At 42.7% G+C, this 20,997-nt stretch carries 13 protein-coding genes and 1 tRNA gene; 6 read left to right on the forward strand and 8 right to left on the reverse strand.

Features of this window, described 5'->3' with window-relative positions:
* The first annotated feature begins 185 nt into the window (after window positions 1-185).
* Window positions 186-2,759: a DNA gyrase subunit A gene (gene gyrA / locus H3001_RS00730; protein ID WP_181213788.1), complete on the forward strand. Its 2,574-nt coding sequence runs from the start codon at window positions 186-188 to the stop codon at window positions 2,757-2,759.
* Between the two features lie 33 nt (window positions 2,760-2,792).
* Window positions 2,793-4,010 carry a tetratricopeptide repeat protein gene (locus tag H3001_RS00735; RefSeq protein WP_181213789.1) on the forward strand — a complete coding sequence of 406 codons (1,218 nt, stop codon included), beginning with the start codon at window positions 2,793-2,795 and terminating at the stop codon, window positions 4,008-4,010.
* 545 nt (window positions 4,011-4,555) lie between these two features.
* Here the strand turns inward: H3001_RS00735 and H3001_RS00740 are convergent.
* The 5 genes from H3001_RS00740 to rlmD form a co-directional block, all read right to left on the reverse strand.
* The gene (locus tag H3001_RS00740; protein WP_181213790.1) at window positions 4,556-5,446 is read right to left on the reverse strand and encodes an EamA family transporter; all 891 of its coding nucleotides are present in this window, start codon (window positions 5,444-5,446) and stop codon (window positions 4,556-4,558) included.
* Window positions 5,447-5,768: 322 nt separating this feature from the next.
* A tRNA-Pro gene (locus H3001_RS00745) sits at window positions 5,769-5,843 on the reverse strand.
* A gap of 200 nt (window positions 5,844-6,043) precedes the next feature.
* Window positions 6,044-6,667, reverse strand: a complete 624-nt coding sequence (locus H3001_RS00750) for an HAD family hydrolase (RefSeq protein ID WP_181213791.1) — start codon at window positions 6,665-6,667, stop codon at window positions 6,044-6,046.
* Between the two features lie 129 nt (window positions 6,668-6,796).
* Complete coding sequence (locus tag H3001_RS00755) at window positions 6,797-7,729, reverse strand: RluA family pseudouridine synthase (protein ID WP_181213792.1); 933 nt, start codon at window positions 7,727-7,729, stop codon at window positions 6,797-6,799.
* A 46-nt stretch (window positions 7,730-7,775) separates the two neighbouring features.
* Window positions 7,776-9,194, reverse strand: coding sequence for a 23S rRNA (uracil(1939)-C(5))-methyltransferase RlmD (gene rlmD, locus H3001_RS00760; protein WP_181213845.1), 1,419 nt, complete (start codon window positions 9,192-9,194; stop codon window positions 7,776-7,778).
* 259 nt (window positions 9,195-9,453) lie between these two features.
* Here rlmD and ppdK point away from each other — a divergent pair, with 259 nt between their 5' ends.
* Window positions 9,454-12,174: a pyruvate, phosphate dikinase gene (gene ppdK, locus H3001_RS00765; protein ID WP_181213793.1), complete on the forward strand. Its 2,721-nt coding sequence runs from the start codon at window positions 9,454-9,456 to the stop codon at window positions 12,172-12,174.
* Between the two features lie 213 nt (window positions 12,175-12,387).
* Window positions 12,388-13,884: a phage integrase SAM-like domain-containing protein gene (locus H3001_RS00770; protein ID WP_074784166.1), complete on the forward strand. Its 1,497-nt coding sequence runs from the start codon at window positions 12,388-12,390 to the stop codon at window positions 13,882-13,884.
* A gap of 73 nt (window positions 13,885-13,957) precedes the next feature.
* On the opposite strand, the gene H3001_RS00775 is transcribed toward H3001_RS00770, so the two are convergent.
* Window positions 13,958-14,170, reverse strand: a complete 213-nt coding sequence (locus H3001_RS00775) for a hypothetical protein (protein ID WP_008157819.1) — start codon at window positions 14,168-14,170, stop codon at window positions 13,958-13,960.
* Window positions 14,171-15,049: 879 nt separating this feature from the next.
* Here H3001_RS00775 and H3001_RS00780 point away from each other — a divergent pair.
* Both H3001_RS00780 and H3001_RS00785 read left to right on the forward strand, forming a co-directional pair.
* Entirely contained in the window at window positions 15,050-15,436 is a 387-nt protein-coding gene (locus tag H3001_RS00780; RefSeq protein WP_057253385.1) for a plasmid mobilization protein, read from the forward strand.
* A 117-nt stretch (window positions 15,437-15,553) separates the two neighbouring features.
* Window positions 15,554-17,119, forward strand: coding sequence for a relaxase/mobilization nuclease domain-containing protein (locus H3001_RS00785; protein ID WP_074784172.1), 1,566 nt, complete (start codon window positions 15,554-15,556; stop codon window positions 17,117-17,119).
* A gap of 537 nt (window positions 17,120-17,656) precedes the next feature.
* Here H3001_RS00785 and H3001_RS00790 read toward each other — a convergent pair.
* Together H3001_RS00790 and H3001_RS00795 are read right to left on the reverse strand one after the other, a co-directional pair.
* Window positions 17,657-19,015, reverse strand: a complete 1,359-nt coding sequence (locus H3001_RS00790; protein ID WP_181213794.1) for a transposase — start codon at window positions 19,013-19,015, stop codon at window positions 17,657-17,659.
* 204 nt (window positions 19,016-19,219) lie between these two features.
* A complete protein-coding gene (locus tag H3001_RS00795; protein ID WP_181213795.1) occupies window positions 19,220-20,995 on the reverse strand; it encodes a UvrD-helicase domain-containing protein in 1,776 nt (591 codons plus the stop codon).
* Between the last annotated feature and the right edge of the window lie 2 nt (window positions 20,996-20,997).

Raw genomic sequence — 20,997 nt, forward strand, 5'->3', positions numbered from 1 at the left:
CATAGCAATCGTTTTTCATCAGGTTTCCTACATTTTTATGATACGAGGTACATAGTTTCCATATTTAACCTCTCAAAAAGCCAATTTAAAACTTATCGGAATTGTTTTGTCAATTCAATAAAAAGTAGTACTTTAGCATAGTTTTTAGCAAACTAGCGAGATATAACAATAAATAATTTGTTTAAATGCAAGAACAAGACAGAATTATAAAAATCAACATCGAGGAAGAAATGCAGAAGTCCTATATCGACTACTCAATGTCGGTAATCGTGGCACGTGCGCTTCCAGATGTCAGAGACGGTTTCAAGCCGGTACATCGCCGTATATTATACGGAATGATGGAACTGGGAAATACCTCGGATAAACCTTATAAAAAAGCAGCCAGAATTGTCGGTGAAGTATTGGGTAAATATCACCCGCACGGTGACTCTTCCGTATACGGCGCGCTGGTCCGCATGGCACAGGATTGGGCAATGCGTTACCCTCTGGTCGACGGACAGGGAAACTTCGGTTCTGTAGACGGAGACAGCCCGGCTGCGATGCGTTATACAGAAGCACGCCTGAAGAAACTGGGAGAGGAGATGATGCAGGATCTTTACAAGGAGACTGTAGACTTCACCAACAACTTCGACGATACCCTGAAAGAACCTACTGTAATGCCTACCCGTATTCCGAACCTGCTGGTCAACGGAGCATCCGGTATTGCGGTGGGTATGGCTACCAATATGCCTACCCACAATCTTTCGGAAGTAATCGATGCGTGCGTGGCGTTCATCGACAACAACGAGATTGATGTCGAAGGACTGATGCAGTATATCAAGGCTCCTGATTTCCCGACCGGAGGTTATATCTACGGAATCAGCGGCGTGCGTGATGCGTACGAGACAGGACGTGGACGTGTGGTAATGCGTGCGAAGACAGAAATCGAAACGCATCCTACACACGACAAGATTGTGGTTCACGAAATCCCTTACGGTGTCAACAAGAGAGAGTTGATTGAGAACATCGCCGCGCTGGTCAATGAAAAGAAAATTGAAGGAATCTCATATGTCAACGACGAGAGTGACCGCGAAGGTATGCGTATCGTAATCGATGTAAAACGCGATGCCAATGCCAGCGTGGTACTGAACAAGTTGTTTAAGATGACAGCCTTGCAGACGTCGTTCGGTGTAAACAACATTGCACTGGTTCACGGACGTCCGAAGTTGCTGAATCTGAAAGAACTGATCAAGCTGTTCGTCGACCACCGTCATGAAGTGGTAATCCGCCGTACCCAGTTCGATTTGCGTAAGGCTAAAGAACGTGCGCACATCCTGGAAGGACTGATCATTGCTTCCGACAACATCGATGAGGTAATCCGCATCATCCGTGCGGCCAAGACTCCGAACGAAGCAATTGCCAACCTGACTGAGCGTTTCCAACTTTCAGAAGTTCAGGCAAGAGCCATCGTTGAAATGCGTCTCCGCCAGCTGACAGGACTGATGCAGGATCAGTTGCACGCCGAATACGAGGAACTGATGAAGCAGATTGCTTACTTCGAAGAAATCCTGACCAACGACGAACTCTGTAAGAAGGTAATCAAGGACGAACTGATTGAAGTAAAAGAAAAATACGGTGATCCGCGCCGTTCTGAAATCGTGTATGCATCGGAAGAATTCAATCCGGAAGACTTCTATGCTGACGATGAAATGGTCATCACCATCTCTCACCTGGGATACATCAAGCGTACTCCGTTGTCGGAATTCCGCGCACAGAACAGGGGAGGTGTCGGTTCGAAGGGAAGCGAAACCCGTGACGAAGACTTTATCGAACATATCTACCCGGCCACCATGCACAATACCATGATGTTCTTTACACAGAAAGGTAAGTGCTACTGGCTGAAAGTGTACGAGATACCGGAAGGCAACAAGACTTCAAAGGGCAGAGCCATCCAGAACTTGCTGAACATTGACTCTGACGATGTGGTTACGGCTTATCTGCGTGTCAAGAACCTGAACGATACGGCATTCATCAACAGCCATTATGTATTGTTCTGTACCAAGAACGGTGTCATCAAGAAGACATTGCTCGAACAGTATTCACGTCCGCGCCAAAACGGTGTGAACGCCATTACTATCCGTGAGGACGACCGCGTGATTGAGGTGAGAATGACCAACGGAAACAACGAAATCGTGATTGCCAACCGTAACGGCCGTGCCATCCGCTTCCACGAAAGTGCTGTCCGCGAAATGGGACGTACCGCAACCGGTGTAAGGGGTATTACGCTCGACGAAGACGGCAACGATGAAGTAATCGGTATGATTTGCATCAAGAATCCATTGGAAGAGACCATCATGGTGGTTTCAGAAAACGGATACGGAAAACGTTCGGACATCGAAGACTACCGCAAGACCAACCGTGGAGGTAAGGGTGTGAAGACATTGAGCATCACTGAGAAGACGGGTAATCTGGTGGCTATCAAGTCAGTAACGGATGCCAACGACCTGATGATCATCAACAAGTCGGGTATTACGATTCGTCTGAAAGTGGCAGATGTCCGGATTATGGGACGTGCTACTCAGGGAGTCCGGCTGATTGACCTGGAAAAACGGAATGACCAGATCGGTTCTGTCTGCAAGGTAACTTCTGAAGCAGAGGAAGAAGAAGCACTGGCAGAAGGTGAAACAGTTGCAGAAAACAACGAAGCACCGGCAGTAGGAGAGGTCAATACCGATTCACAGGCCCCGGCATCTGACAATGATGAAGAGACCAAAAACTAGATTGAATATTTGTATTACTAAATTTAAACCATTATGAAAAAAGTATTATTATCTACAGCTTTGATACTGAGCGCATGTGCAATCTCTGCACAGGAAAGCGTAGTAAAGGAAGCTAAATCAGCAAAGAGTGATCCTGTGAAAGCCGCTCAGATCATCGAACCGGCTTTGGTTGATCCTTCTACAGCCAACGATCCTGAAACATGGAAACTGGCCGGAGATTTTCAGAAGTCAATCTATGACGAAGAAAATATGAAACTTTATTTGCCGGGCGGACAGGCTGATACAGCTAAATTGTATAACAGCTTGGTAAAAATGTTCGAATACTACCTCAAATGTGATGAAGTAGAACAGGCTAAGGTACAGAGCGGCGAACTGAAGAAGGCAAAACTGAGAAAGAAACTGGGTAAGACATTGGCTAGCGTTCGTCCGAACCTGACTAACGGTGGATCTGATGCTTACAACGCTGGTAACTATGCGAAGGCTCTGCAGTTCTTCGGAATGTACGTAGATGCAGCTAATCATCCTGTATTCACTGACGAAGAAAGCGTAAAGAACGACACACTGACTCCGCTGATTGCATGTTATGCATCATTGGCTGCCAACTCATTGAATGACAAGGCTGCAGTTATCAAATATGCAACTTTGGGTAAACAGCACAAAGAAGAAGGTTACAGAGCATTGATGTGCCTGGCTGAAGCTTACGGTAAGGGTGAAAACACAGACTCTGTACAGTGGCTGGCTGCTATCAAGGAAGGTACTGAAAGATTCCCGTCACAGGAATACTTCATCGGTAACCTGATGGACTACTATATCCAGAAAGGCAAGATCGATGAAGGTCTGGCTGAAATCGACGCTGTTTTGGCTAAGAATGAAACTCCGTACTTCCTGTATGTAAAAGGTGTACTGCAGTACGAAAAGAAAGCTTACGACGATGCTATCGCTACATTCAATGCAATCATTGCAAAGAACAGTGATTTCGTAGCTGAAGCATATTCTAAGATCGGTGACTGCTATTTCTTCCCGGCTCAGGTAATCGTTGAAGAAAACGGTACTTTGCCAATGGACGATCCTAAGTACACTGCAAACGAAGCTAAGATTAAGGAATTGTACGAAAAGGCAAGACCTAACTACGAAAAGGCTAAAGAACTGAAACCGGACAACAGACAGTTGTGGGGTCAGTACTTGCTGAATATCTACTGGAAACTGAACAAGGCTGAATACGATGCTTTGGAAAAAGAATTGACTCGATAAGATATTCGGAGATATTCCAAGTAGAATATAAATCATAGATAAGGAAGAATCCTGGGACGGAAATTTTCATCGTCTCAGGATTCTTTTTTTATATCTGCTCATTTCGAGATTCCCTGACAAATGCAGACAGACAGTAAAGATTCCGGAAAATTTGATGCGAATGGCATTGAATGCAGAATTACGCAACGGTGCGAGAATTTAAAATTCACGGCCGAATACACATTTTGTTTCAAAAATTAAAATCTCACGCATTCTGATTTTGGGAGAAAAATAGGGAAATCTTAGCGTCCGCGGGAAAGTCAATGAAAAAACACCCAGGAAAGCTGTGCGTTGAAGAAGGAGGGAGAATTCCCAAAATCTAATTAAACATAATACGGATTATATTATAAAAGGAGGGATTCTTTCAGGGAATACGATATCATAAGATTGGGATATCCTAAATAAGACTAAGGCATAATTACTAAGATATCCATCCAGACAATCAGGCATAAAAAAACGGCAGGTATCACCGGATTCCGTATGATACCTGCCGTTGAGTAATAAAATCATCTTTTTGTTTTCAGAATCATAAAGACAATGGCAACTACCGAAAGCAGAATGCCTACAATAATATTCGTCGTAAGTGGTTCTCCAAACACAATGGTTCCAATCAGGATGGCCGTTACCGGTTCGAAAACCCCCAGTACAGAAGCCTTCGTAGCTCCGATGTTACGGGTAGCAACTGCCAGTGTAGCCGTGGAAACTACCGTTGGAAGAACCGCCAGTCCGACCAGGTTCAGCCATGCCCAATCGCCTGTCAATCCGTCAGTTATATTGATTCCTGAAAAATTTATCTTCGTCAGAAAGACAATGGCTCCCACCATCAGCGCATAAAACGTCAGCAGACTGTTGGATATGTTGCTGATGGTTTTGCTACGGTTGATGATGACAATGAACAACGCATAAACCAAGGCCGAAGCCAGGGAAAGAATCACCCCGATCGGATCGACAGTCTGCGAAGAATCACTTTGAGTCATGATGACCACTCCCACGAAAGTCAGGAAAATAGAAAGCCATACCGGCCAGGAAGGAACGACCCTGAGAAAAACCATGATGATGGCCACCAGAACCGGATATAGAAAAACGAGTGTGGTAGCCAGCCCGGAAGCAATATAGTGGTAAGCCTCGAACAGGAATGCACTGCTTGCCGTATAGAGCAAGCCCAGAACCAGCAATACCCCCGCCTGCTTCCACGAAATTCTGAAACTTTGTCTGCTCAATAATAAGAAGAGTCCCAAGAACAAGACAGCAATGGAATAGCGGAAAAACAATATGGATTCAATCGCTGCACCATCCTGCATTAAAGGAACCCCAAACAAGGGATTCAATCCATAGGTTATACCGGTAATGATTCCTGCCGGATAGCCAATAATCGCATTTCTACTGATATTTTTCATATTTATATGTATAAGATTTTTTTACTGTATTGCCTGTCAGGCATCCGTCTGATTTTTAAGCCATGCAAAGTCACGTTATTCTTCTCCCTGGTATGTGCCTCATTATCCGAAGCTTATGCGTCATTCCGATGCCGTATAACCTCCTATCGGCAGCATTCTCAGTCGACCTTCCTACCATCCCGGAAGGCCGCTCCCCTACTGTCTTCGCTTATGGATTCCCACACACACTAAAAACCCGACTGATTCTTGTCATTCTTTCAAAAGACAGTCCAAATAAAAAGATGGGCAACCCAATATAATCTGGATTGTCCATCTTTTACTGTCGGGGTACCAGGATTCGAACCTGGGACCCCCTGCTCCCAAAGCAGGTGCGCTAACCGGACTGCGCTACACCCCGAATCATTTGCTCTTCTTTTCAAAAGCGGTGCAAAGATACGCAATTCATCGGAAATATACAAACAGATACTGAAATAAATTATAATATTTCACGTTCCGTCTGCAAATTCCTCATTATGTTTCAGAGAAAAGATGGCGAGCTTTTTGGGAAAAGACCGCCATCTTTTTCAAAAAGGCTGCGAGCTTTTCCCGATTCCATCATTATGCGTTCAACAACGCATTTAATTCTTTTCTCCAGTCTTCCCCGTTCCGAGGATTCAACGTAAGCATACCCAGTTTCTTTCCCATTTCCGCATTCGCCTTGCCGTCGTCAATGAAGAGAGTTTCCTGCGGCAAAATACCCGAATCGGCAAGCAGGTACTCGAAAATACGGGCATCCGGTTTGGTATAGCCAATCTGGTAAGAAAGATAAAGCTTATCGAAATAGTCGGTCAGTCCCTTGCCGTCGGACGAAAGCGAAGGACTGCAAGCCCAGCGCATCACATACGGGTTCGTATTACTCAGCAGAAGCAGGCGGAACCCTCTCTCTTTCAATGCTGTCAGCTCTCTCAGCCACTCCGGATTTACCCCTACGAAAAATCCCATCCAAGCCGACTGAATCTCCTCTTCGGTCAGACTGCGGTGGCACAACTCTTCCAGTTTTTTGTGGAACTCCCCTTCAGTCAGTCTCCCCTCTTCCAGGTCCTGAAAAATTCCCTGCTGGTGACACTGGTCGAGACGCTCATTGGCATCTGCCAGTCCAATCCGTTCGAAGGCTTTCACTGCCTGTTCACGGCTAAGCGGAGCAATGACTCCTCCAAAATCAAAGACAATATTTTTTATCATCGTTATTGCGTTTTATACTGAAAACCTGTTGCTTGCAAAAAACAAGGAAGCATTTCCGATACGAAACCAACGGCTTCCTACTGAGATGCTTCCTTGTCTCTGATTCACGTTATTACGTTTCCGAAAATCTTATTTTCTCAACATCAATGTCTTGAAAGACGCAGGATACGGTGTCTCAAACTCCATCCATTCTCCAGTTACCGGATGATAGAAACAGAGCTTGAATGCGTGCAGCGCCAGTCGTCCCAGCGGATTGATCTCGCATCCGTAGCGTTCATCTCCCACCAGCGGATGTCCGAGCGACTGCATGTGCACACGGATCTGGTTCTTCCGGCCCGTTTCAAGCTGCAGTTCAATCAGCGAGAAACCGTTGGCACGCTTGATGGTCGCATAATGCGTAATCGACAACTTTCCTCCGTCGTCTACCGGAGAAGAACTTACATACAGCTTCCGGTCGGTCAGCCAGGACTGTACCCTGCCCTGATCCTTCTCCATCTCTCCCATCACAACAGCCACATAACGGCGGTCGTGCACGATGTCATGCCAGTTGTCGCGCAACGTATGCTGCGTCTTCTCATCCTTGGCATACATCATGATACCGGAAGTCTCACGGTCCAGGCGGTGCACCACATAAATCCGGTTGTTACGGTGCTGTCTCTTGACATATTCGTTCAGGATATGCTGCGCCGTACGCTCCTTCTGATGCTCCGTAGCCACAGACAGCAATCCTTCCTTCTTTTCCACCACAATGAGATAGGCATCCTCATACAGAATCTTCAGCATCGGATGACGGAACTCATGCTTGTTCTTCTCTTTACTGACCTGTACCTTCATTCCCGGTTTCAACGGAAAGTTGTACTGCGTCTGGATATTATGGTCCACCAGTACCACCCGGTTGACCAGCAGTGCCTTCGCACGCGTACGGCTGATTCCGGCCATTTTCTTCATCAGAAAAGCCATCAGCTCATCCGGCTCATTCACCTGGTACTCCGTATACTTCACCGCAGCACGGGCAACCGGACGTCCTGCTCCTCTTGAATTTCTTGAATTTTGTCTCACCATGTCGATTGAGATGTATAATGTATAATTCTTCTAATTCTTCCGTTTCTTATCTTTTCTCCAGCAATACCACATTCTCTACGTGATGAGTGTGCGGGAACATGTCGACCGGCTGTACGGCTGTCACCTTGTACTTCGCATCCAGCAGCTGCAGGTCGCGCGCCTGTGTAGCCGGGTTACAGCTTACGTACACGATGCGTTTCGGCTCGGCAAACAGAATCACGTCGATCACATCATTGTGCATACCGGCACGAGGAGGGTCTGTAATGATTACATCCGGACGTCCGTGTTCGTTGATGAAATCCTGAGTCAGGATATCCTTCATGTCACCGGCGTAGAACAGGGTATTTTCGATACCGTTGATGGCCGAGTTGACTTTAGCATCTTCAATGGCCTCGGGCACATATTCAATACCGATTACCTTCTTGGCACGGCGTGAAACAAAGTTGGCAATGGTACCCGTTCCGGTATACAGGTCGTATACCAGCTCATTTCCGGTAAGTCCGGCAAATTCACGAGCCACCTTATATAAATTATAAGCCTGTTCCGAATTGGTCTGGTAGAACGACTTCGGTCCCACCTTAAAGCGCAGTCCCTCCATTTCCTCAAAAATGTGGTCATTGCCCTTGAAGACCTCTACCTCGAGGTCACCGATCGTATCGTTGCACTTGTTATTGATGACATACAGCAGCGAAGTAATCTGCGGGAACTGATCGGCCACGTACTGCAACAGTTCCTTCATCTTGGCCAGCTGGGCATCTTCCGTAATCTTGCACTGCAGCAGCACCATCAGTTCACCTGTCGAAGAAGTACGTACCATCATATTGCGCAGCATACCCTCCTGCGAACGGAGATCGAAAAACTCATAATGATGAGCATATGCATAGTCTCTGATGGCATTACGTATCTGGTTAGAGATATCATCCTGCAGCCAGCATTTCTCGATAGCCAGCACCTTGTCGAAAGCTCCCGGGATATGGAAGCCCACGGCATTCATCTGGTCGTACTTCACATCCTGCTTCACCTCCTCTTCAGTCAGCCAGCGCTTGTTGGAAAAAGTAAACTCCAGTTTGTTACGGTAAAACCGGGTCTTTTCCGAGCCCAGAATCGGCATGAATTCCGGCAGCTCCACCTTTCCGATACGGGTCAGGTTATCATATACCTGTTTCTGCTTGTAACGGATCTGGTCTTCATAAGAGAGACACTGCCACTTGCATCCGCCGCATACCCCATAATGCTGACAGAATGGTTCGGTACGCATGGGCGACTTTTCATGAATTTTTACCGCTACAGCTTCCGCATAATGATTTTTCTTGCGTTTGATCTGTAAATCCACCACATCACCCGGTACTACATAAGGTACAAAAATTACCAGGTCGTTGACTTTAGCCAAGGCTTTGCCTTCGGCCGCTACGTCAGTTATTGTTACTTTTTCCAATAATGGAAGTTCTTTTTTCTTTCTTGCCACGTCCGTTTTGTATAAATCGAATTTGGGTACAAATTTATAAAATATTCTCGACATTCTGCCATTATTTTCAAATAACTTGATTTTGCAATGTCGATGTTGCAAAATATGTTGTAGAATACCTTTTTTTGATTTGTTTATTTGCAAAATATATATAGTTTTGCCACCGTTAAAGTTGAAACAAAGACTTAACCTTAACAATTTGCAGTGCGTTTTACAGTGCAAATACTGAATTGAAAAACATAATTAACCTTATAAGACAATGGAAAAGAAAAGAGTTTATACCTTCGGAAACGGTAAAGCAGAAGGTAAGGCAGATATGAGAAACCTGCTTGGAGGAAAAGGTGCCAACTTGGCGGAAATGAACTTAATCGGTGTACCGGTACCTCCAGGATTCACAATAACCACAGATGTTTGTAACGAATATTTCGAAGAAGGAAAAGACAAGGTTGTCGCTTTGTTGAAAGATGACGTAGAAAAGGCCATCAAGGGAGTAGAAGCATTGATGAACTCTAAGTTCGGTGATGTGGAAAATCCGCTGCTGGTTTCTGTACGTTCAGGTGCCAGAGCTTCCATGCCGGGCATGATGGATACCATCCTGAACCTGGGTCTGAACGATGAAGTGGTAGCCGGACTGGCCCGCAAGACTGGCAACGAACGTTTTGCATGGGACTCTTACCGCCGTTTCGTACAGATGTACGGTGACGTGGTACTGGGCATGAAACCGACCAACAAGGAAGATATCGATCCGTTTGAAGCCATCATCGAAGACGTAAAGAAAAACAAAGGTGTCAAGCTCGACAACGAACTGGAAGTTGACGACCTGAAAGAACTGGTAGTACGCTTCAAGGCTGCCGTTAAAGCCCAGACTGGAAAAGAATTCCCGACTTGCGCTTACGAACAGTTGTGGGGTGCCATCTGCGCCGTATTTGATTCATGGATGAACGAACGTGCCATCCTTTACCGTAAGATGGAAGGCATCCCTGCTGAATGGGGTACTGCAGTCAACGTACAGGCCATGGTATTCGGTAACATGGGAAATACTTCAGCTACAGGTGTTTGCTTCTCTCGTGATGCGGCAACAGGTGAAAATCTCTTCAACGGTGAGTACCTGATCAACGCACAGGGTGAAGACGTAGTAGCAGGTATCCGTACTCCGCAGCAGATTACTAAAGAAGGTTCTTTGCGCTGGGCTGCCCTGCAGGGTATTTCAGAAGAAGAACGTGCCGGAAAATATCCTTCTATGGAAGAAGCAATGCCGGAAATCTACAAGGAACTGGATGCACTTCAGACAAAACTGGAAAATCACTATCACGATATGCAGGATATGGAATTTACCGTACAGGAAGGTAAGTTGTGGTTCCTGCAGACCCGAAACGGAAAACGTACGGGAGCTGCCATGGTCCGTATCGCAATGGAAATGTTGCAGGAAGGACTGATTGACGAAAAGACTGCCATCAAGCGCTGCGAACCGAACAAACTGGATGAACTGCTGCACCCTGTATTCGACAAGGATGCATTGCGTAAGGCAAAAGTGCTGACCCGCGGTTTGCCGGCTTCTCCGGGTGCTGCTTGCGGACAGATTGTATTCTTCGCTGAAGATGCTGCACAGTGGAGAGCCAACGGACATCGCGTAGTGCTGGTACGTCTGGAAACTTCCCCGGAAGACCTGGCAGGTATGACTGCTGCCGAAGGTATCCTGACAGCCCGTGGCGGTATGACTTCACACGCTGCCGTAGTGGCAAGAGGTATGGGTAAATGCTGTGTATCAGGAGCCGGTGCCATCTGCGTGGACTACAAGAACCGTCAGATTGAAATCGATGGCGTAGTATTGAAGGAAGGTGATTATATCTCACTGAACGGTAGTACAGGTGAAGTTTATCAGGGCGAAGTGCCTACCCGTGCAGCTGAACTGTCTGGTGATTTTGCCAAACTGATGGATCTCTGCAACAAATATACACGTCTGAAAGTACGTACGAATGCGGATACTCCACACGATGCGGAAGTGGCCCGCAAGTTCGGTGCTACAGGTATCGGTCTGTGCCGTACAGAACACATGTTCTTCGACAACCAGAAGATTATTGCTATGCGTGAGATGATTCTGGCACCGGATGTAGAAGGCAGAAAGCGTGCGCTCGACAAGCTTCTCCCCTATCAGAAAGCCGACTTCAAGGGTATCTTCAAGGCTATGGACGGATGTCCGGTCAATGTACGTCTGCTCGATCCTCCTTTGCATGAATTTGTTCCGCACGATCTGAAGGGTCAGGAAGAAATGGCAGAGGCTATGGGAGTAACGGTAGACTATATCCGTCAGCGTGTAGAAAGCCTGTGCGAACATAACCCGATGCTGGGACACCGTGGTTGCCGTCTGGGTAATACTTATCCGGAAATTACTGAAATGCAGACACGTGCAATCCTGGGAGCTGCCGTTGAACTGAAGAAAGAAGGATATGATCCGCATCCTGAAATCATGGTTCCGCTGATCGGTATCCTGTATGAATTCGAGGCTCAGGAAAAGGTTATCCGCAACACTGCCAAGGCTTTGTTTGAGGAAGAAGGTGAAAGCGTTGACTTTAAGGTGGGTACAATGATTGAAATTCCGCGTGCCGCACTGACTGCCAACCGCATTGCTTCACATGCTGAATATTTCTCATTCGGTACTAATGACCTTACTCAGATGACATTCGGTTATTCTCGTGATGATATCGCTTCGTTCTTGCCGGTATATCTGGAAAAGAAGATCCTGAAGGTCGATCCGTTCCAGGTATTGGATCAGAACGGTGTAGGTCAGTTAGTTGAAATGGCTGTTGAGAAGGGCCGCTCGGTACGTCCGGATCTGAAATGCGGTATCTGTGGTGAACACGGTGGTGAACCTTCATCTGTAAAATTCTGCCACAGAGTGGGTCTGGACTATGTATCTTGCTCTCCGTTCCGCGTGCCTATCGCACGTCTGGCTGCGGCGCAGGCTGCAATAGAGGAATAATCTCTTAAAAATATTATTTTTATATCAGGCTGTAATTCACCGTTTTACGGTAGTTACAGCCTGATTTGCGCTTAGACGGTTCGTACATTTGACCGCAAAAAATGAGCCAAATAAACGTATTTGTTTTACTCTATGTTTACCCCAAAAATGGCCATGTTTACCCCGTTTACCCCAAAGTTTTCCCCATTGTTTTATCATTAAAATATAGTAGGTATGACAACATTCAAAGCAACGGTAAAAAAGCCAAGATCAGATGGATTCTATACAGTTTACATTAGAGTCACACATCAGCGCAAAACAAGTTACATCAAGACTAACAAGATTATTGATCCGGCTCATATAACCAGTAGTGGTGAGTTAACAGACCCGGTAGTGAATGAATATTGTGCCATAATCATACGCCAATATACAGACAAACTGAATCGTGTTGACGCTACATTTTGGGAACTTAAGGATGTCATAGAATTCCTTCACAAAAATGATGAAGAGACATGCTTCAGTGATTATGCGAGAAAGTTTATTTCGAAGATGGAATCTGAAGGGCATGAACGTAATGCTAAAAACTATAAACTTGCAGTCAATCATTTAGAACGGTATATAGGTACTACCAAAATCATGTTTAGCATTCTTACGACTTCTGTTTTAACACAATGGATTGACACATTGTATAAGACCAGCAGAGCAAAAGAAATGTATCCCACTTGCATCAGACAGATTTTTAAGAAAGCAATCATAGAATTGAATGACGAAGAACGTGGTATTTTGCGTATAAAATACAATCCATGGCTAAAAATTATAATCCCAAAATCAGACAATACACTGAAAAGAGCAATCAGTGCAGAAGCTTGTCGTGAATTCTTTAATCGTCCTCTGCCACAAAGTAAAATGGTATCTCCCCTTCCTGAACTCGGCAGAGATATAGCCCTGCTTTCATTGTGTATGGGTGGTATTAACACGATAGACCTTTACGAACTGAAAAAGAAAGATTATAAAAATGGTATTATAGGATATAAGAGAGCGAAAACAAGACATAGTCGTAGGGATGAAGCATACATGGAGATTCGTATTGAACCGTTTATACAGGATACATTTAATAAATATCTATCTACGGACCAGACAGATGAATATCTGTTTAATTTTCATAGTCGTTATAGTAATTCCGATAGTTTCAATGCCAATATAAATATGGGAATCAGGCGAATATGCCAAGATATGGGAATGTCCAAGGAGGAATATTATTGCTTTTATACGTTTCGTCATACCTGGGCAACCATTGCTCAAAACGATTGTGGAGCAAATATGTATGAGGTAGCATTTGGTATGAACCATAGCCATGGATTTAATATAACAAGAGGCTATGTAAAAATAGACTTTACTCCAGCATGGGAACTTAATGCAAAAATCATAGACTTCATATTTTTCAGTAATAAAAACAGTAAACAGAGTTTGGTTCGTAACTTTGAATCACCTGCAGAGAAAATGTTTCGTATTACAAAAAAGATGATGATATATGGAAGAGCATATTTCAAAGGCGAAGTTATTGCCGAAGTTACAGACATAGGTTTTGATACCGTTGATGATGTCATTTCAGCACTTGCCAATCAACTTCCTAATGACATCCCCATAGGATGTAATGTACAGTTCCGATTGACAAACTGTGATTCTCAAAAAGAAGCAGTATATGTCAGAAGCAAAGGCAAGGGATTCTAAATTTGAACATATAGGGGAAATCAGCCCATTTGTTTCAGAACCGTACCATTTCTCATATTGGTGCGGTTCCTTTCTATTTGTCCGGTTGATTCCAGGGCATGACATCACAGCCTATAAGTATGGCAAAGACAAGTACGATAAGCTTCCATATAAGGATGAAAGCCTTTTTTACCAACCAGACTGCCAGACGTATGGCAATCTTCAAAAGCCAGAATACCAGCTTCAGGAGCAACATACCGATAATAAGTACCGGCAACAGATATATAATCAACAGCAATTCAAACATAATGTGTAGTATTTAATGAACATAAGAGCTTATTAATTATATAAATATACTAAAAATCAATGAGATACAGAAATTTACGCAACACTATTTTCTTGTTATTCGAGTAGATTTTCTACTGATTATCAGTGTTATATCACTATGGTGATAAGGTGTCTCCAGACTCTGAATACAGGGTTATTTCATCTGAATATTTTTGCAATATAGTTCAGATAAAATAAGGTTTCCCGATAGCCATTTCATCAGCTGAATCAGCTACAAGATTTCATTTTCCCTTTTATTGGAATTCCAGGTACTGAGACAATCAGGTTACTTTTACCATACTATCATGGTATCGGAACTACATATTATATTGGATATAGTTTTTATGAGAACAATAGCCATCTATCCCATATAACTACATCTTCAGTGTTTTTGAAACTTTGGTTTATCCAACCATAAATAACGAAGCATTGATTACTGATTACTGCGATTTGTATGGTTCTATGATTGAATAATGCTTGTAGCATCTATTTCAGAACACACTGATATTGGCTTGATAGGTTCTAGGATTCTATACAACAATATTCTGCTATGTGGATATTCCAGGACAACCTGATGCTACAGCACATGGTAAGCCGGAATATGCCTCCAAAGAATTGTGTTGCAGATTTCGGTTTGCAACGGCTTTCTCCGGTAAATTTGGGTGTAATAATCATTCCCGGAAGGCATCGTTCTGCTGTGCAGAGTTTTCCAAGCAAGCAAGTTGTACTTTTGTGGCCACAAAACTCCGTTTCGTACTCACAAAAGTAACTTGCCGAATGCTGGCGCATCGGAGCGGCTGGCCGCTGTTTCGCATGGCGAAAGAAGGTCCGGGAAACCTAACCACCAATGTATCCAAGTATGAAGAATCAGAGAACCAAGTACATCAAGGTCAGAATGACACCGGAGGAAGTACAACAGTTTAAGGAGAAATCTGCCTCCTATTCATCCGTGAGTCATTATATACGCTCTGCACTGGCAGAGTATTCAAATATCGGAACCAAAAGGCAGCTCGAACTGATGAATGATTTGGGTTTGTTTTACCGAAAATATCAGAATGAACTTTCCTGGGCAGGAGGAAACCTTAATCAGTCAGTTAAACGTGCCAATGAACTTGCGGTAGCCGGGCTACTCGCTCCCAGCTATATTCAGGAAGTTCTGTTACCTGTTATCCTTGAAACTCAGGAAACATTGAACCGAATAAAGAAAGACCTTGATTCTCTGACACAGAAAGCTGTCAGAATCTGAATTGCAGATTACACGGTATTCAATCATTTCAGATATTATTATTGTGTAACCATAGATTAATGAGCTTGAAGTATTTCGGATACTCAGTCACATAAACCATGATTATTAGAATTCAATATGATAGCAACCATATTACCGGGAAGCTCTAACTTCCATGCTGTAGGATATAATGAACATAAAGTCTCGAAAGGTGTTGCACGGCTTATCGAGATTCAGAATTTCGGTTCACTCGGAACATTTCACAAACCTACCCCGAGTGAGCTAGTCGGTTATCTCCAGAAGTACAGTTCACAGAACAGCAGAATCAGGAAACCGCAGTTTCATGTGGCCATATCATGTAAGGGTCACGACATGTCGGAAGAAGAATTGTTGGATTTTGCACACCAGTATCTCAAGGAAATGGGATACGGAGAATCCGGTCAGCCGTTGCTTGTTTACTCCCATTATGACACGGAGAATACCCATCTTCATATCATCACTTCGAGAGTGGCACCTGATGGAAGAAAGATTCAGCACAGCCATGAGCGCAGACGTTCTCAGGAAGTCATTGACCGCATTCTTGGGAATGACAGGAAGAAAAAAACGGAAGATGACATTAATTTGTCCAAGCAGTACACATTCTCTTCATTTGCCCAGTTCAAGGCAATAATGGTTTCCATGGGATATGAGGTCTATCAGAAAGAAGGGAATGTATTCGTCAAGCATGGTGGAAAGGTTCAGAAGGAAATTCCTTTTACTGAAATAGAAAGTCTTTTCAAGAGCGGTTATCGGGAAAGGACACGTTGCCGTCAGCTTAGAAGCATATTAAAGAAATACCGTGATGTAAGTTCCAACAAGGAGGAACTGCAGAAGGAACTGAAAACGAAGTTCGGTATTGACATTGTGTTCTTCGGCAAGAAGGATGCTCCATACGGATATATGCTCGTTGATCATGCAAACAAGACCGTCATTCATGGTGCAAGAGTACTGGCTGTAGAGGAGTTTCTGGACTTTACTACTCCTGAAGAACGGTTCAATCGGATTGAGGACTATATTGACCGGTTACTAACACTCAATCCGAAGATTACCCAGGGTGAAATATACAGTAAAATCAGGAAGCAGCGTGCCTATATCAAGAAAGGTATCATCTATTTTGATGACCAAAGCCGTCCGTTGAAACCTTTTATGGCAGAAGCAATTGACCGTAATAACCGTATAGCTATGGTAGAAATGTTCAGTCCGGCTACTGAGGCTGAACGGGATTTGCTTTGTAAGATATTTAAGGTTTCCCGGACAGATTTAGTAGATATATCTCCGGAAAGAACACAATATCATACTGATGCTGTAAACCGTTTGCGTGAGATATTCAATGATGAAACAGTAACCTCTATCAGAAGGCAACTGCATGAAGAAGGTTTTACTATCTGTCATGATGAGGATGCAACTTATGCCATCAACTTCAAGCAGCATATCATTATAAACCTTACTGAAGAGAACTTTAATCTTCAACGGTTAAAGGAACAGCGGATGAAGCAAATTGAACGATATAAACCCCAACAACCAACAAAACCTACTTCACGCTTCTCTGGCAAAGCCAAGCTGCGTGATGCAGGTGGTGGCAGTCATAGTGAGAAACGTGAGTGGGAAGTTGGTCAGAAAGGTAACTATGATAATGTTGATGATGAACGTTCAATAAAAAGATAATCAAAAACACTAAAAATATTAATCATCAATACATTTTCCCATTTCAATATATATAATTACCTTTGTCTTCCTTGCCATCCATTGTATAAGCCAAACAAGATACAATGTAAAAATGACAAGGTTAAATATATGAATAAAAGTATAAAAAGACATCTCAACTTTTTGAACTGTTAGGGTTGGGCTCTGTCTCAAAAAATGATAACAGTCCAGTGCTCATGTGGCAAGCCTGTACATGTTCGTTCTTACTAGAGGTTCCGATTTGGCAAACTGGAATACGTGAGAGAACATTGTAGAAGTTTACCTACTAAAAGGTAAATAGCGCATAGAGGGGTGACAGCCCTCTATTTTTTTTATTTAGGGATATTCAGTAAATGTCTCTAAAAAATAAGATGGCATATGAAGATGATAGGGCATGACCATTTCATATGCCATTCTTATTGTCATTTTTCCGCGCTTTCTCACATACTTCTATCCGACAGGACATGACGTTCCGGAAGAAGTCTGATGACCTCTTCTGATTCTGTGAGTAAAATCATATCATGCTGCTTTAGCTGTTTTGTTTCTGATTTTTTCTATTATCAGTATGGCATTTGCCGTATGTATTCCAAAGAAAATCCACAGTATTTCCGTCTTCCTGTTTCTGGCCTTTATCCTTGAGAGCGAGTAATGTTGCTTTTGAGTGCCGAAGCTTCCTTCAAGCCGTGTTGCCCTTTCTTTTGAGAGTTCGCTTCTAAGCACCTTCCTCAAAGGCTCATCTTTGGCCGCCCTTCCCTTGCGCACAAAGGATGTGGATATCCCATATTTTGTACAGAACTTTCTGTTGGCATTATTGGCATATATGGAATCGGCAGCCACACATCTTACCCTTACATTCATAAGCTTCTGCTGCATGCGGATACAGTCCTTCAAGCGTATACCCTCATTGAATGCCTTGAACGAGAGGTGTTCGATGAACGATATGCCGTCTATCTGTATATTATTGACCTTTGCACCGAACTCGACGGACTTGGTTTCCTTGCCTCTGACGATGGGACGTACATAATGACGGTCAATGCTGACGATGCGGTCACTGACTTTCCGCCCTTCAAACATTTCCTTTTCTTGTACAAGCACCTTTCTGATGATGGAAAGACGCTTATGATAATCCTGGGTATATCGGAGTAAAGCACCGTACTCGCTATGGATCCCATCCCTTTGACTGAGGAGCTTTTCAAGAAGCTTGATCATACGGCGCTTAAGCATTCTTGCCCTTGAAGCTCTCCTCTTTCTTTTCTTGCAGTAGGACAGATAGGATTCCGCCACATTCCTGTATTTGTTGCGCGGACGCCTTATGCCCAGCTCCCTGCAATGCCGGCATATATGCCTGTAGAGCCATTCGAGGCTTTCCCAAAGGAGTTTCATGTCCGTAGGAAAACGCATGTGGCTTTCATAGCATGTGGCATCGGACATGCAGACGTGAAGGTTATCAAGATAAGGTTTCCAGTGTGAAGCCAGGAGCTCCTGGAAAGAATCAATGTCAAGGCGGGATGCTATCTCATTACGGATGGCACTGACTATCTTGAAGTTGGTTATGGGAAGGGACGGGGGAATCATAATTCCACAGAAAATCTGGTAGTGTATGTTCCCGTTCAGATGTTCCACCAGTTGCCTGTCGGAGAATCCGGTGTATGCCTTCAGGACCATAAGGGCGATCTTTGCGGAAGGACTGAATCTGTTCCTGCGTCCCAGGCGCCGGTCCGACAGGCCGGCGCCTTTTGCCATACATTCAAACGGAAAGACAGAATGAAGCTTGCCAAGCTCACTCTCATTAAAACTCTTGCGGTATTTTTCCAGAATATCAAATTCTGTAAAACCCAAAGTAGGGTGAATTTCTGAAATATTCACTATCTTTGCCATATCTTATTAGTTTGGATATTTCCCCCGTTTTGGCCGTCAAATCTTATTTTCGGGGGAATACCTAAAGATACAAAAAAGCCAACTAATTCGCAATACTTTGTGTATGAATTAGTTGGCTGATTTTGTAATATTTAATGAATGTCCCTATTTAATTTTAAGATTTTAAGGTGAACCCCATTATATTATTTAGACTACCACAAATATTTACTTATATTTATATCCATATTTACTAAGTATGGGAGTTGGAGTTTTATTTCGACCTTGCTCAGATATTAAATATAAGTTTTTCCTTGCTCTAGAAGCAATAACATACAATATTCGTTTAGCACTCTCTTCCTTATTTGACTCACTAAAATGTGGAACATAGCCATCTAACAGTCCAAAAGCTATTACTGTATCAAATTCTGCTCCTTTTACCCCATGGTTTGTTGAGATAGTAATTCCTTTTTTTTGTTGAAAGACTTTTCTAAATGCATCAATGTGCGTTATAAACTCTGCACCTTTCTTTTTTAAACTATCAATACGTTTTTCAGAGCTATCAAAAAAAGCATCATAATGCATTTTTAAATATTTATTCTGATTAATGTCAATATTGACTCTTTCAAGAAATGCATCGAAAAATTTTTTTAGATACTCCAAACCATCTTGTTCGTTTATTGATATGCTATTACAAATATATAATATTTGTTTGGCAGATAAATCAATATTTGTTACTCCAATTGATAAAAGGTTTGTTACTATTTCACTTGCCCAACGTAATCTTCTGATATATAAACCCGGAGTAGAGTCTGTTAATATAATACGTGATAATTTATACCAAAAATTATCAATATCACGTGCAAATGGTGCCATGCCGGGCCCATCAAAACTATATTGAGGTAAGCGTGCCATTAAATTTCTAGTTAAACCTGATAAATGAATCCATTGGGGTGCAAGTATACATATTTCATTCGGAGAAATACGATATTCATCAATATTTGTTTTAATTATACGAACTATTTCATTTTCTAAATCTTCAACTGAAACAGTCTTATTATAACTAATAACGCTTTGGTAGTCCTTCGTTTTTCCAACAGCCTCTATTTTGTTTGCATAAGTTTTAAAATAATCAAAATATGATACAAGAAGAGATGATGATCTATAATTATAGCTTAATGATAATTCGTCATAATATAATCCCGTTACATTTTCCAATTGAGCTTTATCCATTGGAAAACCTCCTAAATTACCATATATAGATTGATTCGGATCACCAACAATAAAAGCTTTATTATCTTTTCCGGTTTTTAAAATTGCACCTAAAATCACATACTGCAATTCTTTTGTATCTTGATATTCATCAATTAAAATATAAGGAAAAATATTAGACAGAGTCTTACATATACTTTGATTTTCTTTCAAAAGACAATATGAATAATATAATATTAATTCATAATCTATTTCATGCTTTTCTTTTAAAATCTGATAGTAATCACAGATAATTGATTCTACAGTCTTTTTTATTGTAGATTTGGTGCAATTTATCTTCAAGCCTTCCGATGTGAAGCAATAACAAAGACAATCCCAATATGTAATTTTTTTCTTCGGTGTTGAATATGAGTCACATAAAGACACTAGATAATTCTCAGTATCATTAGTATTAATAATATCATATCCAAATTTTAGTTCTTCTATATACATATGGTACGGTTTAAGAATCCATTCAACACAGAATGAATGAATAGTTCCAATCCATAGTTGTTCAGTATCTACCCCCAATAATTCTATTCGTTCTTTTATTTCATCTGCAGCACGATTTGTATATGTGATAGCAATAATATACTGTTTATTGGATTCTAATTTAGAAAGTTCATAAGCTATCTTATACGTTATTGTTCTTGTTTTTCCACTCCCTGGACATGCTATTAATAAGATACTGTTTTCATTATATATAGCCTTTTCCTGCTCTGGATTCAAATCATTCTTTCCCCAAACAAACATAT

This window comes from Phocaeicola faecicola, from assembly GCF_013618865.1.
GTDB lineage: Bacteria > Bacteroidota > Bacteroidia > Bacteroidales > Bacteroidaceae > Phocaeicola > Phocaeicola faecicola.

Coding starts and splice junctions, on each gene's coding strand:
- gyrA (WP_181213788.1), top strand. CDS start 186: ATGCAAGAACAAGACAGAATTATAAAAATCAACATCGAGGAAGAAATG.
- H3001_RS00735 (WP_181213789.1), top strand. CDS start 2,793: ATGAAAAAAGTATTATTATCTACAGCTTTGATACTGAGCGCATGTGCA.
- H3001_RS00740 (WP_181213790.1), bottom strand. CDS start 5,446: ATGAAAAATATCAGTAGAAATGCGATTATTGGCTATCCGGCAGGAATC.
- H3001_RS00750 (WP_181213791.1), bottom strand. CDS start 6,667: ATGATAAAAAATATTGTCTTTGATTTTGGAGGAGTCATTGCTCCGCTT.
- H3001_RS00755 (WP_181213792.1), bottom strand. CDS start 7,729: ATGGTGAGACAAAATTCAAGAAATTCAAGAGGAGCAGGACGTCCGGTT.
- ppdK (WP_181213793.1), top strand. CDS start 9,454: ATGGAAAAGAAAAGAGTTTATACCTTCGGAAACGGTAAAGCAGAAGGT.
- H3001_RS00770 (WP_074784166.1), top strand. CDS start 12,388: ATGACAACATTCAAAGCAACGGTAAAAAAGCCAAGATCAGATGGATTC.
- H3001_RS00775 (WP_008157819.1), bottom strand. CDS start 14,170: ATGTTTGAATTGCTGTTGATTATATATCTGTTGCCGGTACTTATTATC.
- H3001_RS00780 (WP_057253385.1), top strand. CDS start 15,050: ATGAAGAATCAGAGAACCAAGTACATCAAGGTCAGAATGACACCGGAG.
- H3001_RS00785 (WP_074784172.1), top strand. CDS start 15,554: ATGATAGCAACCATATTACCGGGAAGCTCTAACTTCCATGCTGTAGGA.
- H3001_RS00790 (WP_181213794.1), bottom strand. CDS start 19,015: ATGGCAAAGATAGTGAATATTTCAGAAATTCACCCTACTTTGGGTTTT.
- H3001_RS00795 (WP_181213795.1), bottom strand. CDS start 20,995: ATGTTTGTTTGGGGAAAGAATGATTTGAATCCAGAGCAGGAAAAGGCT.